This is a genomic window from Mesonia mobilis DSM 19841, assembly GCF_000423405.1.
GTDB lineage: Bacteria > Bacteroidota > Bacteroidia > Flavobacteriales > Flavobacteriaceae > Mesonia > Mesonia mobilis.
In genome coordinates, this window is record NZ_KE384013.1 from 142,034 (window position 1) to 157,670 (window position 15,637).

The 15,637-nt window shown below is 36.8% G+C and carries 16 protein-coding genes; all 16 read left to right on the forward strand.

The window, feature by feature from the left end; genetic code table 11:
- Positions 1-15: 15 nt before the first annotated feature.
- The 16 genes from G551_RS15925 to paaZ all read left to right on the forward strand — a co-directional run bounded on the left by G551_RS15925 (position 16) and on the right by paaZ (position 15,504).
- Entirely contained in the window at positions 16-1,914 is a 1,899-nt protein-coding gene (locus G551_RS15925; RefSeq protein ID WP_027885974.1) for an ATP-binding protein, read from the forward strand.
- 17 nt (positions 1,915-1,931) lie between these two features.
- Positions 1,932-2,582 carry a response regulator gene (locus G551_RS0113055; protein ID WP_027885975.1) on the forward strand — a complete coding sequence of 217 codons (651 nt, stop codon included), beginning with the start codon at positions 1,932-1,934 and terminating at the stop codon, positions 2,580-2,582.
- A gap of 83 nt (positions 2,583-2,665) precedes the next feature.
- A complete protein-coding gene (locus tag G551_RS0113060; RefSeq protein ID WP_027885976.1) occupies positions 2,666-3,280 on the forward strand; it encodes a DUF4230 domain-containing protein in 615 nt (204 codons plus the stop codon).
- Between the two features lie 244 nt (positions 3,281-3,524).
- A complete protein-coding gene (locus tag G551_RS0113065) occupies positions 3,525-4,097 on the forward strand; it encodes a TetR/AcrR family transcriptional regulator (protein WP_027885977.1) in 573 nt (190 codons plus the stop codon).
- A gap of 73 nt (positions 4,098-4,170) precedes the next feature.
- Positions 4,171-5,244, forward strand: a complete 1,074-nt coding sequence (gene paaE / locus G551_RS0113070) for a 1,2-phenylacetyl-CoA epoxidase subunit PaaE (RefSeq protein ID WP_027885978.1) — start codon at positions 4,171-4,173, stop codon at positions 5,242-5,244.
- 178 nt (positions 5,245-5,422) lie between these two features.
- Positions 5,423-6,403 carry a 1,2-phenylacetyl-CoA epoxidase subunit PaaA gene (gene paaA, locus G551_RS0113075; protein WP_027885979.1) on the forward strand — a complete coding sequence of 327 codons (981 nt, stop codon included), beginning with the start codon at positions 5,423-5,425 and terminating at the stop codon, positions 6,401-6,403.
- A 42-nt stretch (positions 6,404-6,445) separates the two neighbouring features.
- Complete coding sequence (locus G551_RS0113080; protein WP_027885980.1) at positions 6,446-6,796, forward strand: four helix bundle protein; 351 nt, start codon at positions 6,446-6,448, stop codon at positions 6,794-6,796.
- 72 nt (positions 6,797-6,868) lie between these two features.
- Entirely contained in the window at positions 6,869-7,162 is a 294-nt protein-coding gene (paaB, locus tag G551_RS0113085; protein WP_027885981.1) for a 1,2-phenylacetyl-CoA epoxidase subunit PaaB, read from the forward strand.
- 75 nt (positions 7,163-7,237) lie between these two features.
- Positions 7,238-7,993, forward strand: a complete 756-nt coding sequence (paaC, locus tag G551_RS0113090; RefSeq protein WP_027885982.1) for a 1,2-phenylacetyl-CoA epoxidase subunit PaaC — start codon at positions 7,238-7,240, stop codon at positions 7,991-7,993.
- A 110-nt stretch (positions 7,994-8,103) separates the two neighbouring features.
- Positions 8,104-8,604, forward strand: a complete 501-nt coding sequence (gene paaD / locus G551_RS0113095; protein ID WP_027885983.1) for a 1,2-phenylacetyl-CoA epoxidase subunit PaaD — start codon at positions 8,104-8,106, stop codon at positions 8,602-8,604.
- Between the two features lie 90 nt (positions 8,605-8,694).
- Positions 8,695-9,477 (forward strand): enoyl-CoA hydratase-related protein, encoded by a 783-nt coding sequence (locus tag G551_RS0113100; protein ID WP_027885984.1) that lies wholly within the window; start codon positions 8,695-8,697, stop codon positions 9,475-9,477.
- A 61-nt stretch (positions 9,478-9,538) separates the two neighbouring features.
- Entirely contained in the window at positions 9,539-9,907 is a 369-nt protein-coding gene (locus G551_RS0113105) for a four helix bundle protein (protein ID WP_027885985.1), read from the forward strand.
- A 42-nt stretch (positions 9,908-9,949) separates the two neighbouring features.
- On the forward strand, positions 9,950-11,128 hold the full coding sequence (locus G551_RS0113110; RefSeq protein ID WP_027885986.1) for a 3-hydroxyacyl-CoA dehydrogenase NAD-binding domain-containing protein: 1,179 nt from the start codon (positions 9,950-9,952) through the stop codon (positions 11,126-11,128).
- Positions 11,129-11,154: 26 nt separating this feature from the next.
- Entirely contained in the window at positions 11,155-11,532 is a 378-nt protein-coding gene (locus G551_RS0113115; RefSeq protein ID WP_229797277.1) for a hotdog fold thioesterase, read from the forward strand.
- Positions 11,533-11,705: 173 nt separating this feature from the next.
- Positions 11,706-12,917, forward strand: a complete 1,212-nt coding sequence (gene pcaF / locus G551_RS0113120; protein ID WP_027885988.1) for a 3-oxoadipyl-CoA thiolase — start codon at positions 11,706-11,708, stop codon at positions 12,915-12,917.
- Positions 12,918-12,987: 70 nt separating this feature from the next.
- Positions 12,988-15,504, forward strand: coding sequence for a phenylacetic acid degradation bifunctional protein PaaZ (paaZ, locus tag G551_RS0113125; RefSeq protein ID WP_027885989.1), 2,517 nt, complete (start codon positions 12,988-12,990; stop codon positions 15,502-15,504).
- Positions 15,505-15,637: the final 133 nt, after the last annotated feature.

Here is a 15,637-nt window from a genome sequence, read left to right on the forward strand (position 1 = left end):
TTTAAAAGTTTTAGAGTGAAGAAAATTTTTACTGTTCTAATTTTTCTTATTTCAATTTTAGGGATTGCTCAGGAAGAAAAGCTTTCTCAAAAAGAGATTTTATTAAAGGCCTATTTTTCTAAAGATTCCTCAGATTATTACTTTCAGCAAGCGAAAAATAAATTATTTAGTAAATCAGATTCTATACACTATCAATACTTTAAGTTCTTTAAAAATGATGAGCTTAGAAATAAAGACAGTACACTTTATTATGCTGAAAAAATTCTTCCGTTTTATTTGAAAAATGATTCAATACAAAACATAGAATATATCTACGAAAGGCTTCATTATTTATATAAAAGAGAAGGTGTTTACGAGAAAGCTTTGGTTTACAATCAAAAATTACTAGACCTTTCAGAACAACAAAACAAGCTTGGTAAAACTTCAAAATATCTTACCGATAAATCAACTTTGAATCATGACTTTGAGAATTTTGAAGAAGGCGTTGCAATAGGAAAAGATGCTTTTCTAACAGCGCTAAAAACAAAAGAAAATCAAAAAGAGAATATCATTTATGCAAATAATGCGATCGCTATAAATTTTGATGATTGGCATAAACCTGATAGTGCCATTTTTTATCATCAAAAAAATCTAGATCTCATAAAAAAGCAAGAAGATTCTCTAAACTACGGATTTGTTTTCAATAATTTAGGAAACACTTTTTTAAAAGATAAAAAGTATCAAGAGGCCAAAAAAATGATTTCTTTAGCTTTAAAAAGAAATTTAGAAAAAGGAAATTCATATAATCTAGCGACTAACTATACTAATTTGGCGACCATTGCTTATCAAGAAAATAAGAATGATTTAGCTGAAGAATATTTTGAAGAGGCCAAAAAACATTCCGATTTAAGTAATAGTATCGAAAAAATTAGAGATGTAATTCAACAAGAAGCTTGGTACTATAAAAAGACAGGTAATTTTCAAAAGGCACTAGAACTTCAAGAAAAATTTTACGTTTTAAAAGATTCAGTTTTTCAAGAAGAGCGTTTAGCCAAGTTTGCAGAACTCGAAACCAAATACCAAACCGAAAAAAAAGAAGCAGAATTAGCAACTACGCGAGCCAATCTAGCTGAAAAAGAATTAGACTTAGAACGAAAAAATACGATCATTTATGGGAGTATTGCTACTGCTTTTATCATCGGTTTGTTGGGATATTTACTTTACAATCAGCAAAAATTAAAGAATAAACAACTGCACAAAGAAGCCGAATTAAAATCTGCTTTAGTTAAAATTGAAACTCAAAACAAACTCCAAGAGCAGCGTTTAAGAATTTCTCGAGATCTACACGATAATATTGGCGCGCAACTCACTTTCATTATTTCGAGTATCGATAATCTTCAGTTTGCTTTCCCAAATATGGAGCAAAATATTTCCCAAAAGCTTAAAAACATAAGTGAATTTACGAGCAAGACTATTTGCGAGTTGCGAGACACCATTTGGGCAATGAATAAAGAAAAAATCTCTGTGGAAGATCTTCAAGCTCGAATTTCTAATTTTATCGAAAAAGCGAGAACAGCCTCACCAAACACGGTATTTAGGTTTCAATTCGATTCAGAAAAAAATAAGCAATACGAATTTTCATCGGTAGTTGGGATGAATATTTACCGTATCATTCAAGAAGCGGTCAATAATGCCTTAAAATATGCTGAAGCTTCAGAAATTAAAGTTCATATAGAAAAACTTCAGCAGCAATTTAAAATAGAAATCATAGATAACGGAAAAGGTTTTGTACTTGCTGAAGTTGAGTTAGGCAATGGTATTAACAATATCAAGGAAAGAGCAAAAGAAATAGGAGGAGAGGCAGAGGTCAATACTATCATGAGGGAAGGGACACAAATTTTAATTCTTTTACCTGTGCTTGATGAGAATAGTTAAAAGGTAAATAATTGAAGATGAATATAAAGATCGCCATTGTAGATGATAATACCTTTTTAATTCACGCCATTAAAGAGAAATTATCTTTTTTTGAAGAGTTGAAATTTAAATTTTCTGCCACTAACGGAAGCCAATTACTTCAGCAATTAGAAGATAATTTTCATATCGATTTAATTTTAATGGATATTGAAATGCCGGTGTTAAATGGTATCGAAAGTACGCAGATCATCAAGCAAAAATATCCGCATATCAAGATCGTCATGTTAACCGCTTTCGATAATGATGAACATATTTTTAATGCCATAAAAGCCGGTGCCGATGGTTATTTGTTAAAAGAAACCAATCCGCAAGAACTCTATAAAGGTATTTTAGAAACGCTAAACGGTGGCGCGGCGATGAATCCTTCCATTGCTTTAAAAACCTTGAAGTTATTAAGAAATCCAACCCATATTCAAAACCAAAAAGATCAAGAAGAAATCTCTCTTTCTAAGCGTGAAGTTGAAGTTTTAGAAAACTTAAGTAAAGGTCATAGTTACACCGTGATTGCAGAATATTTGGTGCTTTCGCCAAGTACGGTAAGAAAACATATTGAAAATATCTACAAAAAATTACAAGTACACAGTAAAATTGAAGCGGTTCAAAAAGCAAAAAATAACAATATTATTTAGCTGAAATCACGAAAATTGTTAATCTAATTTCAAAATTGATGCAGCCGATTTACTTTCTCGTAACTTAGAAACAAATTTTTAAGATGAGAAAGTTTTTACTAGGAGTTATTGTGGCGTTAATCTGTTTTTGGGGATACCAATATGTAAAAGATCAATTTCAAGAAAAAGAGGATCTGCAACAAGCTTCTAACTTAATTGAGCAAGAAATTAAAAACGTAAGTAAACTAGTGGTTTCTGAAGGGAGTTATGCCAAAGTTTACAACTACGAGAATACCGAAAGTTTTGTGTTTAAATTTCTTTCAGCTCGAAAAAAAGCTTTAATCGTGGTAAATGCGAAAGCAAATGTAAGTTACGATTTGAGAGAAATGAAGTACGAGGTCGATGCAGAAAATAAACTGTTGAAAATTACGCAAATCCCGGAGCCTGAACTCAATATTAATCCCGACATCAAATACTACGATGTGACGCAAGATTACCTCAATCAGTTCGAGGCGAAAGATTACAATAAAATAAAAAGCAGAATTCAAACCGATCTAGAAAAGCAGATCAAGAATTCTGTCTTAATGAAAAACGCTGAAAACCGACTCATTTCTGAATTGCAAAAACTTTTTATACTCACCAATTCAATGGGGTGGACGCTGCAATACAATCAGCAAAACCTAAATTCTTCTGAAGAATTTCAAGATTTAAAATTGTAGCTTTCGATTGTCACACTGAGCGGAGTCGAAGTGTTTTACGCGAGAAAATATTCCCGTCATTCCGGGCTTGACCCGGAATCTCATCTGGTTAAAAAAAGATTTTGGTTTAAGATTCTTAATTTGATTTAGAATCAAGAAAATTCAAAATAATCCTTCAGACCAGATTCATTTTTCTAACAGCGAAGCGGTCTATATACTTACTTCTTTTTCTCCAAAAAATTAAAAACACTATCTTGCCGTTTCTATGAAATTAACCCGCCGAAAATTAGAAATTGTTTCAACTGCAGCTAAACTCTTTAGAAAAAAAGGATATAATTCTGTTTCTATGCGAGATTTGGCGCAAGCTTTAGATATAAAAGCGGCAAGTTTGTACAACCATATTAGCTCGAAACAAGAGATTTTAGCGATCATCATTTTAGAAGTAGCAGAAAATTTTACCGAGCATATCAATACCGTTTTTCCGGAGTCTATAAATTCTGTCGAAAAATTAGAATCGGTTATCGAAAATCATATTCAGATCACGGTTGAAAAGACCAATGCGCTCGCTTGTTTAAATAACGATTGGATGCATTTAGAACAATCAGATCTAGAAAGTTATTTGGTTATGCGAAACGCATACGAAGCTAAAATGAGAAATATTATCGAGCAGGGTATTCAGCAAAAACAGCTTCAAGATCGTAATATAGATCTGGTTTTATTCTCATTGTTATCTACCTTAAGAACACTTCATTTGTGGTATTCAAAAAACAAAGAAACCTCTCCGCAGCTTATGTTCGAAGAGATGAAGCAAAATTTACTTCACGGTATAATTAGGTAAACCGGCTTTAACATTCCTCATTTGGATTTTAAACTAACAATCGTTAGTTTTGTTAGGTATCAAAAATGAATGAATGGCAAAATTTCACGACATAACTGTAAAAAACGTTTATAAAGAAACCAACGATTGTACGGTTATCGAATTTGATGTTCCAGAAAATTTAAAAGAAGATTTTAAATATAGTCAGGGACAACATTTAACCTTGAAAAAAGATTTTAACGGAGAAGATGTAAGACGTTCTTATTCTTTATGTTCAAGTCCTGTAGAAAATAAATGGCGCGTTGCGGTAAAGAAAATACCAACCGGTAAATTTTCCACCTTCGTAAATGAAGAATTGCAACTAGGTGACCATTTAGAAGTAATGGTGCCGAGTGGTAAATTTGGGGTTGAAGTTTCTTCTGAAGTGGCAAAAAACTATATCGTTTTCGCGGCAGGAAGCGGAATCACGCCAATTATCTCTATGATCAAAACGCATTTGGCAATGGAGCCTGAAAGTAAATTTCAGCTTTTTTACCTCAATAAAAATGCAAAATCGATCATTTTTAAAGAGGAAATAGAACAACTGCGAAATAAATATTTTGGTCGTTTCGAGATTTTCTATTTCCTAACGCGTGAGCAACGTGATATTCCTTTGTTTAACGGAAGGTTCGATGAAGAGAAAATTCAGCAACTTACCACAAGTTTGATCGATGTAGATTCGGTAGATGAATGTTTTATCTGCGGTCCCGAACAAATGATTTTCTTGTTAAGAGATGAATTAGAAAAAGCCGGACTTACCCGAGAAAAAATTCATTATGAGTTGTTTGTGACCGGTATTTCAGAAGAAGATAAAAAGCGAGCAGCGCAAGCGATAGAACATAAATTTGATGGGACCGAAGTAACTATTCTTGACGGAGGTAAAGAGTTTCATTTCGGGATGACAGACGATTACGACAATGTACTCGATGCCGCTTTGGGAGCAGGAGCAGATTTACCTTTTGCTTGTAAAGGTGGAGTTTGCAGTACGTGTAAATGTAAAGTATTGGAAGGTAGTGTAGAGATGAAAATTAATTATGCATTAGAAGACGATGAGGTGGCTAACAATTTTGTATTGAGCTGCCAGTCGGTACCAACTTCAGAAAAGCTGGTGGTCGATTTTGATGTATAAATTCCTGCGTAGGCAGGAATCTGAAATAGAAACCTTAAATTAACTTTAAGTCTTTTATTTTCAGGGGTATAATTTTTATCTTTAAGAAAGTAGAGTTTTAATAGAAGTTGCATTTGAGTGTGATACTACTATTTGTGAATACTTATAGCTGAAAAGCTGTAAGCTAAAAACTAAGATTATGAGTGAGCAAGAAGTAAAGAATTCCTGGGCTGAGCACAGTCGAAGTCTAGAAGAAATATTTGAGGCGAAAATCGCTAGAGATGAAAAAATAGAGCCTAAAGATTGGATGCCCGAGAAATATAGAAAAACGCATATTCGTCAAATTTCTCAGCACGCACATTCAGAAATTGTGGGAATGTTGCCTGAAGGTAACTGGATCACACGCGCACCTTCTTTAAGAAGAAAAGTAGCGCTATTGGCAAAAGTTCAAGATGAAGCCGGTCACGGTTTATACTTGTATAGTGCTTGTGAAACTTTAGGGATTTCTCGAGAAGAACTATATGAGCAATTGCATTCGGGGAAAGCAAAATATTCAAGTATCTTTAATTATCCAACCGTAACTTGGGCAGATATGGGAGCTATTGGTTGGTTGGTAGATGGTGCAGCGATCATCAATCAAGTGCCTTTATGCAATACTTCTTTTGGACCTTATGCTCGTGCCATGGTAAGAGTTTGTAAAGAAGAAAGTTTCCACCAACGTCAAGGTTACGAAATTATGCTCACACTCTGCCGCGGAACTGAAGAGCAAAAACAAATGGCACAAGATGCGCTAAATCGTTGGTGGTGGCCAAGTTTAATGATGTTTGGTCCAACAGATGCAGAATCTACGCATACTGAACAATCGATGAAATGGAAACTGAAGCGTAAAACCAACGATGAATTACGTCAGCAATTTATCGATCAAACCGTTCCGCAAGCTGAAATTTTAGGATTAACCATTCCCGATGAAGATTTAAAATGGAATGAAGAAACAGGTCAATACGACTTCGGAAAAATTAATTGGGATGAATTTTGGCAAGTGGTAAAAGGTCACGGTCCTTGCAATAAAGAACGCTTGCAAACTCGTGTAGATGCTTGGGAGAATGGAGAATGGGTTCGCGATGCAGCCATGGCATACTCAGAAAAGCAAGCCGCTAAAAAAGTTCAAAAAGCAAGTTAGATAAAAAGAATTCGAAATCGAAAGTGAAGCTGAAATTGAAAGATGAATAATGGCAAGTTTGATTTAAGTGATCGTTTAGAAGATTTTGCAGCTAGTGTAATCATTAAATATGATAAAAAGCCCCTTAGCTATGCAGGAGATTACTTAGCGAAACAATTGATACGTTCATCTTGTTCTGCGGCTTTAAACTATGGGGAAGTTTTAGGAGCAAGTGCTTCTAAAGATAAAATCAATAAGCTTAGAATTTGCTTAAAAGAACTTAGAGAATGTTTGAGAAATTTAAATATTCAAGTTAAAGCTGATTTGATTTCAGAAGAAAATATTTCAGATTTAATTGATGAAAACGATCAGCTCATTAGAATTATAGTCACTAGAATAAAAAATATTAAATAATAAGTTGCTCTTGAATATGAGATGATAATTATCAATTTCGAATTCAATTTCAACTTCAATTTAAAAAAGTTTATGTCAGACAAGAAAAAAAACTGGCCACTTTGGGAAGTTTTCGTAAGAAGTAAAAACGGATTAGAACACCGTCATTTTGGTAGTTTACACGCTGCCGATGAAGAAATGGCGTTAGAAAACGCACGCGATGTTTACACCAGAAGAAGTGAGGGCGTAAGCATTTGGGTAGTAGAGTCAAAACATATCAAAGCTTCAAATCCCGATGAAAACGGAGAAATGTTCGAACCGGCGGCAGATAAAGTTTATCGTCATCCAACATTTTACGATTTACCCGATGAGGTAAAACACATGTAAATTCCTGAATTAGTAGGAATTTTTAAAACTATTTCAGTAAAAAATGAAGTAGTTTTTCAACTAAAATAAAATTCAATGAATAAAGATAGTTTAATAAAATATATTCTTGGGATTGCCGATAATTCGCTCATTCTCGGTCAACGTTTGGGGGAATTAACCGGTCACGGCCCAACCTTGGAAGTAGATATTGCGATGACGAATATTTCACTCGATCTATTTGGTCAGGTGCGTAGCTATTTTCAATATGCGGCTCAACTTTCAGAAGATGATAAAACCGAAGACGATTTTGCATTTTTACGAACCGAGCGAGAATATGTAAATGTATTGTTGGTAGAACAGCCAAATCGTGATTTTGGGTATACAATCGCACGTCAATTTTTGTTCGATCATTTTCATTTTTTATTGCTGAATGAAATGCAAAACAGCAAAGATGAAACCTTGGTAGCTATTGCGAAGAAAAGTTTAAAAGAGGTGAGCTATCACAGAAGATTCTCTTCAGACTGGGTGAAGCGTTTAGGCGACGGAACCGAAGAAAGCAAAAGAAAAATTCAGCTAGCCATTAACGATCTGTGGCGATTTACCGAAGAGCTTTTTCAAAAAACCGAAGCCGATCTAGAAGCGATAAAAGCAGGAATTGGTGTGGAAACCGATAAAATAAAAGGAAAATACCTAGAAAATGTTTCAGCAGTTTTAGAAGAAGCAACACTTCAAAAACCGAAATTAGAATTTTTTCAGGAAGGCGGCAAAAAAGGAATTCACTCAGAGCACATGGGTTATTTGTTAAGTGATATGCAATATATGCAACGCACCTATCCCGGAATGAAGTGGTAAATTCCTGCGCAGGCAGGAATCTAAAAGTATGTAAGCAGAATGTCACACTGAGCTTGTCGAAGTGTTGATTCAGCATCACATCATAAGCTTAAATAGAATAGCAATATAAAATGATCGAAGAAAAAGTACATATTTCAGAAGAATTAGAACCGATACTCAAGCAAGTTTCGGATCCTGAAATTCCCGTGCTTTCGATCATCGATTTGGGAGTTGTTCGTTCCGCAGAATTCAACAACGGAATTGCCGAAATAAAGATCACGCCAACCTACAGTGGTTGTCCTGCCATGGATGTAATTGGCGACGATATTAAAGCCGCACTTTTAGAAGCCGGTTATAAGGCAAAAGTCGATTTAATTTTATCGCCCGCTTGGTCAACCGATTGGATTACCGAAGAGGGAAGACAAGCGTTAGAAGATTATGGTATTGCGGCTCCGTTAGAAGCCAGCGCCGATAAAAAAGCCTTGCTGGGAGAAACTCAAGTGGTAAAATGCACCAATTGTAAATCTAAAAATACACAAATGGTAAGTCAGTTTGGTTCCACAGCTTGCAAAGCCTTGTTTAAGTGTAACGATTGCCAAGAACCGTTTGACTATTTTAAATGTTTAATCTAAGGAAATTGAAACCGAATCTGAACTCGAAATTGAAAAGAGTTAGAAAACCTTCGACTTCAATTTCATTTTCAAATTCAAGTTCTAATAAATATGAGCAAAAGCATTCAAGTTGAAATAAAAGATCAAGTAGCCAAAATAAGTCTCAACCGACCGGAAGTTTTCAATAGCTTTAATCGAGAAATGGCATTTGCACTTCAAGATGAATTGAAAAGTTGCGCATCCAATAAAGAAGTACGTGCCATTTTATTAACCGGAAATGGTAAAGCCTTTTGTGCGGGTCAAGATCTAAAAGAAGTAACCGATCCGGAGTTAAATCCCGGTTTCAAATCTATTCTAGAAGAGCATTACAATCCCATTATTCAGCTAATAAGAAGTATTGAAAAACCAATTGTGGCAGCCGTTAATGGTGTTGCCGCTGGAGCCGGAGCAAACATTGCTTTGGCTTGCGATATTGTTGTTGCTTCAGAACACGCGGCATTTATTCAAGCTTTTAGTAAAATAGGCTTAATTCCCGACAGTGCAGGGACTTTCTTTTTACCGCGTTTAATTGGTTTTCAAAAAGCATCAGCATTAGCGATGTTAGGCGATAAAGTTTCTGCGGAAGAAGCCGAACGCTTAGGGATGATCTACAACTATTTTTCAGCTGAATCTTTTGAAGAAGAAACCTGGAAAATGGCAACGCATTTAGCCAAAATGCCAACGAAAGCTTTGGCCTTGACCAAAGAAGCGCTCAATCAATCATTAACCAATAATTTGGAAGAGCAATTGGCATTAGAATCGAAAAATCAGATCGAAGCCGCTTCCACAGCAGATTACAAAGAAGGCGTAAACGCTTTCATCGAAAAAAGAAAACCAAATTTTAAAGGAGAATAGATTAACGATTATAGAATTTTGATTTTAGATTGTTGTTATGAATTAAGTGAAATAAGAAATTATGAAACCTATTGAATTAGAAGATAGACTCATTCAGTTTGCTATTGATACAATTATATTCTGTAAAACAATTGAAAAAAGTTTTGCCGGAGATTATTTATCTAAGCAGTTAATTAGATCTGCGAGTGCTTCCGCGTTAAATTATGGTGAAGCTAGAAGTGCCGAGTCTACTCGTGATTTCCTTCATAAAATGAAAATTTGCTTAAAAGAACTTAGAGAATGCTTGATCAATCTAAAAATTCAAAAAGGAGCAAAACTAGTCTCAAATGTAGAAAGTATTGATAAATTATTAAAAGAGAATAATGAGCTTATTTCAATTTTTGTGATTAGTGTAAAAACATCAACTTCTAAACTAAATGCAAAAAAATAATCAAAAATCGTTAATCCCTAATCTTATAAATCATAAATCAATATGACCATCGGAATTATAGGTAGCGGAACAATGGGAAGTGGAATTGCACAAGTAGCAGCCACCGCCGGTTGTTTTGTGAAAGTTTATGATACCAATCAAGAAGCTTTAACTAAAAGTGAAGCGAAACTCAATAAAGTTTTACTACGTCTCATCGAAAAAGAACGAATTGATGAAGCTGAAAAAAACAGAATTCAAGGGAATATCAGCTATGTAAATTCAATTCAAGAATTAGCCGATGCCGATTTAACCATTGAAGCAATTATTGAAAATCTTGAGATCAAACAAAAAGTATTTCGTGAGTTAGAAGCTTGCCAAAAAGAAGATGCTATTATTGCATCCAACACTAGTTCGTTATCGATTGCTTCGATAGCTTCTGCTTTACAAAAACCGGAGCGCGTGATCGGAATTCATTTCTTTAATCCGGCGCCATTAATGCCGTTGGTAGAAATTATTCCGGCCGTGCAAACTTCCGAAGCGGTCAAAGAAAAAGTAGTTCAAATTATAGCCGATTGGAAGAAAGTAGGCGTGCTTGCTAAAGATACACCGGGTTTCATTGTAAATCGTGTCGCCAGACCATTTTATGGAGAAGCTTTACGAATTTATGAAGAAGGAAAAGCCGATATCCCGACGATCGATCAAGCATTAAAAGAACTCGGTGGCTTTAGAATGGGACCATTCGAGTTGATGGATTTTATTGGCCACGATGTCAATTACACCGTAACCGAAACCGTATTTAGAGAATTTTATTACGATCCACGTTATAAACCCTCTTTTACTCAAAAACGCTTAAAAGAAGCCGGTTACTTAGGTCGCAAAACCGGAAAAGGGTTTTATGATTACCAAGACGGTAAAATTGATAAAAGCCGTCATCCTGAACTTGATTCAGGATCTCATCAAAATGAGCTTTCCCAGCAAATTCTTGATCGCGTTTTAGTGATGCTCATCAACGAAGCTGCAGACGCATTATTTTTAAATATCGCCACCGCAAAAGATATCGATCTAGCAATGACTAAAGGCGTAAATTATCCGAAAGGATTGTTAGCCTGGGCCAACGAAAAAGGAATCGATTGGTGTGTTGAAAATATGGATTTACTTTATCAAGAATATCACGAAGATCGTTACCGTTGCAGTCCATTATTAAGAAAAATGGCGAGAGAAAATAAAGAATTTACGATATGATAAATGGTGCTGAAATCCCTAAAAAGATGCTCTCACTCGACGCTTTTAGTCAGTGGCTCGGTATCGAAATTGTAGAGGTTCGCGAAGGCTATTGCAAGGTGAAAATGACGGTAAGAAAAGAAATGCTCAATAGCATGAAAAAAGCGCACGGTGGGATCACGTATTCGCTGGCAGATACCGCGTTTGGCTTTGCGACCAACACATTCGGTAATAAAGCCGTTTCTATCGAAACTTCCATCAATCACGTAGAAGCACTCGTAGAAGGCGATGTGATTGTGGCAGAATCAGACGTGAAAAGCCAAAAAAATAAACTTGGTTTTTACATTGTTGAGGTCAAAAAAGAAGATCAATTAGTCGCACTTTTTAAAGGCGTCACCTATAAAACGAGTGCAAAATGGGAATAAACAAATGCATTATTCAATCTGCTGAAGTGTAATTTTAAAATAATAAGGGCGCAACCCTAGCGGGTCGGGCTATTCGCTATATCTTTTTTGTTGTCATGCTGAGCTTGTCGAAGCACAACAAAAAAGGATGCCGCTGCTATCCCTTGCGCAAAAACATAAAAAAGAAGAGAGAAATGAATACATATATTATAGACGGAATCAGAACTCCGATAGGAAATTATAAAGGAACTTTATCTCCTGTAAGAACCGACGATTTAGGAGCTTTGGTCATCAAAGAAATCGTCAAAAGAAATCCGAACATTCCTAAAGAAGCTTACGACGATGTAATTTTAGGTTGTGCAAATCAAGCGGGAGAAGATAACAGAAATGTTGCCAGAATGTGTTCATTATTGGCAGGTTTACCACATTCCGTCCCTGGAGAAACGGTGAATCGACTTTGCAGTAGCGGACTTTCAGCTATCATTCACGCCAATCGTGCGATCAAAGCCGGTGACGGAGATCTGTTTATTTCCGGCGGTGTAGAACATATGACGCGCGGTCCTTACGCGATCGCTAAACCTTCCAGTGCTTTTGGGAACGATGCAAAAATGTACGATACCAGTTTTGGTTGGCGTTTTGTTAATCCAAAGATGCACGAAATGTACGGCACCGATGGTATGGGGATGACCGCAGAAAATCTCGTCGATAAATATAAAATTTCAAGAGAAGATCAAGATGCTTTTGCGTATTGGAGTCAGATGAAAGCTACCAAAGCCCAAGAAAATGGTCGCTTGGCAAAAGAAATCGTAACGGTAGAAATCCCGCAGCGAAAAAAAGACCCAGTCCAATTCAGTAACGACGAGTTTATCAAACCCACTACTTCCAAAGAAATTCTAGCAAAATTACGTCCGGCCTTTCGTAAAGAAGGTGGTAGCGTAACCGCAGGAAATTCTTCAGGATTAAATGATGGCGCAGCAGCAACGATTGTAGCTTCAGAAAAAGCAGTAGAAAAATACGGTCTAAAACCGATGGCAAAAATATTAAGTTCTGCTGTGGTTGGCGTAGAACCAAGAATTATGGGCATTGGTCCCGTGCAAGCTTCCAACAAAGCACTAGAAAAAGCAGGCTTAACGATGGACGATATGGATGTAATTGAACTTAACGAAGCTTTCGCAGCGCAAGCCTTAGCTTGTATTCGCGAATGGGGTTTAAAAGACGACGATCCAAGGTTAAACCCAAATGGAGGGGCAATTGCGATCGGGCATCCGCTGGGAGTTACCGGAGCAAGATTAGCACATTCAGCAGCTGTAGAACTACAATTAACCGGTAAAAAATACGCTTTAGTCACGATGTGTGTGGGCGTTGGTCAAGGTTATGCGGCAGTTATTGAAAATGTTTCTGCTTAGTTAAGGATTTTGAAGTTTATAATGTCACCTCGAGCGGAGTCGAGAGGTCAACAATAAAACACTAGAAAGAATGCAAAAAACACAACACTATATTTTAGGGCAATGGGTCGATGGTCAAGGAGAAGGAACACCGATTCTAGATTCGGTAACCGGAGAACATTTTACCAACGTCACCACAGAAGGAATTGATGCTCCTGAAGTGCTTCAATACGGAAGAGTAAAAGGAGAAGCGCTTCGAAAAATGACTTTCCAAGAGCGTGGTAATATGTTGAAGAAGTTGGCTTTCCATCTTCAAAAACATAAACGTTCTTTTTACGAAATTAGTTACCGAAGTGGTTGTACCAAAATTGATAGCTGGATCGATATTGAAGGTGGTTTCGGGAATCTGTTCGCCAATGCTTCGCTTCGTAAATTATTCCCAAATCAGCCTTTTGATGTAGAAGGAGAACCAATCGATCTTTCACGCGGCGGTAAATTTATGGCGCATCATATTTTGGTGCCTAAAAATGGAGTTGCTGTGCATATCAACGCATTTAATTTCCCGGTTTGGGGAATGTTAGAAAAATGTGCGGTCAATTGGATGGCAGGAATGCCGGCAGTTGTATTACCTGCACCGCAAAGTGCTTATTTAACAGAAGCGGTCGTGAAGGTAATCATCGCTTCTGGAATTTTACCGGAAGGCGCTTTACAATTAATTAGCGGAACCAAAAAGGATATTTTCGATACCATAGAATCTCAAGATGTGGTAACTTTTACCGGTTCTGCGGCAACAGGTCAACAACTAAAAACGCATCCACGATTAATTGAAGAGTCCGTTCCCTTTACGATGGAGGCCGATTCTCTTAACGCTTGTATTTTAGGTGAAGATGCTGTTCCCGGAACACCGGAATTCAACCTCTTTATCAAAGAAGTTCGAAATGAAATGACGGTAAAGTGTGGACAAAAATGTACCGCCATTCGTAGAATTATTGTTCCTGAGAATTTAGTGGAAGACGTTCAAATTGCGTTAGGGCAAGCGCTCGATAAAGTTACTTATGGAGATCCTCGTTTAAAAGAAGTGAGAATGGGAACCTTGATCGATAAAAAACAAGTAGAAAGCGTAAAAAATCAAGTACAAGAAATAGCCAAAACAGCAAATATCGTGTATGGTGATTTTGAAGGCGGGAAAGCGGTTGGAGCCGATTTTGAAAAAGGTGCTTTCATTAAACCTATTCTACTTCGTGAAGATGATCCTTTCAGCAATGAAGCAGCACATATTACTGAGGCTTTTGGTCCGGTAAGTACGATTATGCCGTATAAAGATTTAAATGAAGCGATCGAACTTTCCCGAAAAGGGAAAGGTTCGTTAGTAAGTTCCATCGCAACGAATGATAATAAAATTGCCGCGGAATATACGGTAAAAGCTGCCACGCATCACGGTCGTATTTTAGTATTAAATCGTGAAAGCGCGAAGCAAAGTACCGGTCACGGTTCGCCGTTGCCAAATCTTATTCACGGTGGTCCGGGACGTGCCGGTGGCGGAGAAGAAATGGGTGGTAAACGCGGTATCAAACATTATATGCAGCGTTGCGCGATTCAAGGATCTCCAACGACTATTAGCGAAATTACAGGAATTTATCAACCCAATGCCGATTATAAAGAAGCTGAAAAACATCCGTTTGCTTATCATTGGGAAGATATTAAACCGGGAATGTCACTGCAAACGCATAACCGAACGCTTACCGATACCGATATTATTAACTTCGGAAATTTAACCTGGGATCATTTCTATGCGCATACCGATATCACTTCGTTAGAAGGAAGCATTTTCGAGCAGAGAACCGCTCACGGTTATTTTATCATTTCGGCAGCGGCAGGATTATTTGTCTATCCAAATAAAGGTCCGGTAGCGGCAAATTACGGTTTAGAGGAGATTCGATTTTTGCGTCCGCTATATCATAACGATACGATCAATGTTCGATTAACGTGTAAGCAAAAAGTAAATCGAGATCAAAAAGGAAAAGAATTACCAAGCGGAATTGTAAAATGGTACGTTGAAGTTTTTGATGTAAATGCTACGGAAGAAGAGGAGAAGTTAGTAGCAATTGCTACTATTCTAACGATGGTGCAGAAAAAGCAAACCACGTTTACAGAAATTACCGATGCTGTTTTTGAAAAAGCGCTGAATGACTTAACGGAAGAAACTCAACCGGCTTGGGGAATTATGACACCACAACATATGGTAGAACATTTGGAGGATAGTTACCGAATTGCTGCCGGAGAAATTCAGGATTTTGAAATTGCTACTCCGGAAGATAAACTAGAAATGGTACAAGAAACTTTGTGGAACTACAAACCGATGCCTAAGAATTTCAATTTCCCATTTTATAAAGAAGGTGAATTATTTAAGTTGAAACATGAAGATCTAGCAACTGCTAAACAAAAATTGAAAGAAGCCAAGGCACAATACGAAAATTACTTTCACGAACATCCGGAAGCAATTACGAAAAATGCCGTGTTTGGTGAGCTGAACAAATTCGAATGGAAATTAATGCACCGAAAGCATATTAATCACCATTTCGATCAGTTTGGATTATTAGAAAAATAAAAAGTATAAAAATAAAAGTTCCCCTCCTTAAAAAGGCGGGGTGCTCGATAGGGCGGGGTGGTTTGTGTTAGGGATAGCAGTGAAAATCCCGCAGACTTGCGATAGCAAGTTGAGGAATTGTAGCGAATAGCCC

Excerpts from the sequence above, each read along its gene's own strand:
- G551_RS0113055 (WP_027885975.1), top strand. The coding sequence starts at position 1,932 with ATGAATATAAAGATCGCCATTGTAGATGATAATACCTTTTTAATTCAC.
- G551_RS0113060 (WP_027885976.1), top strand. The coding sequence starts at position 2,666 with ATGAGAAAGTTTTTACTAGGAGTTATTGTGGCGTTAATCTGTTTTTGG.
- G551_RS0113065 (WP_027885977.1), top strand. The coding sequence starts at position 3,525 with ATGAAATTAACCCGCCGAAAATTAGAAATTGTTTCAACTGCAGCTAAA.
- paaE (WP_027885978.1), top strand. The coding sequence starts at position 4,171 with ATGGCAAAATTTCACGACATAACTGTAAAAAACGTTTATAAAGAAACC.
- paaA (WP_027885979.1), top strand. The coding sequence starts at position 5,423 with ATGAGTGAGCAAGAAGTAAAGAATTCCTGGGCTGAGCACAGTCGAAGT.
- G551_RS0113080 (WP_027885980.1), top strand. The coding sequence starts at position 6,446 with ATGAATAATGGCAAGTTTGATTTAAGTGATCGTTTAGAAGATTTTGCA.
- paaB (WP_027885981.1), top strand. The coding sequence starts at position 6,869 with ATGTCAGACAAGAAAAAAAACTGGCCACTTTGGGAAGTTTTCGTAAGA.
- paaC (WP_027885982.1), top strand. The coding sequence starts at position 7,238 with ATGAATAAAGATAGTTTAATAAAATATATTCTTGGGATTGCCGATAAT.
- paaD (WP_027885983.1), top strand. The coding sequence starts at position 8,104 with ATGATCGAAGAAAAAGTACATATTTCAGAAGAATTAGAACCGATACTC.
- G551_RS0113100 (WP_027885984.1), top strand. The coding sequence starts at position 8,695 with ATGAGCAAAAGCATTCAAGTTGAAATAAAAGATCAAGTAGCCAAAATA.
- G551_RS0113105 (WP_027885985.1), top strand. The coding sequence starts at position 9,539 with ATGAAACCTATTGAATTAGAAGATAGACTCATTCAGTTTGCTATTGAT.
- G551_RS0113110 (WP_027885986.1), top strand. The coding sequence starts at position 9,950 with ATGACCATCGGAATTATAGGTAGCGGAACAATGGGAAGTGGAATTGCA.
- G551_RS0113115 (WP_229797277.1), top strand. The coding sequence starts at position 11,155 with ATGCTCTCACTCGACGCTTTTAGTCAGTGGCTCGGTATCGAAATTGTA.
- pcaF (WP_027885988.1), top strand. The coding sequence starts at position 11,706 with ATGAATACATATATTATAGACGGAATCAGAACTCCGATAGGAAATTAT.
- paaZ (WP_027885989.1), top strand. The coding sequence starts at position 12,988 with ATGCAAAAAACACAACACTATATTTTAGGGCAATGGGTCGATGGTCAA.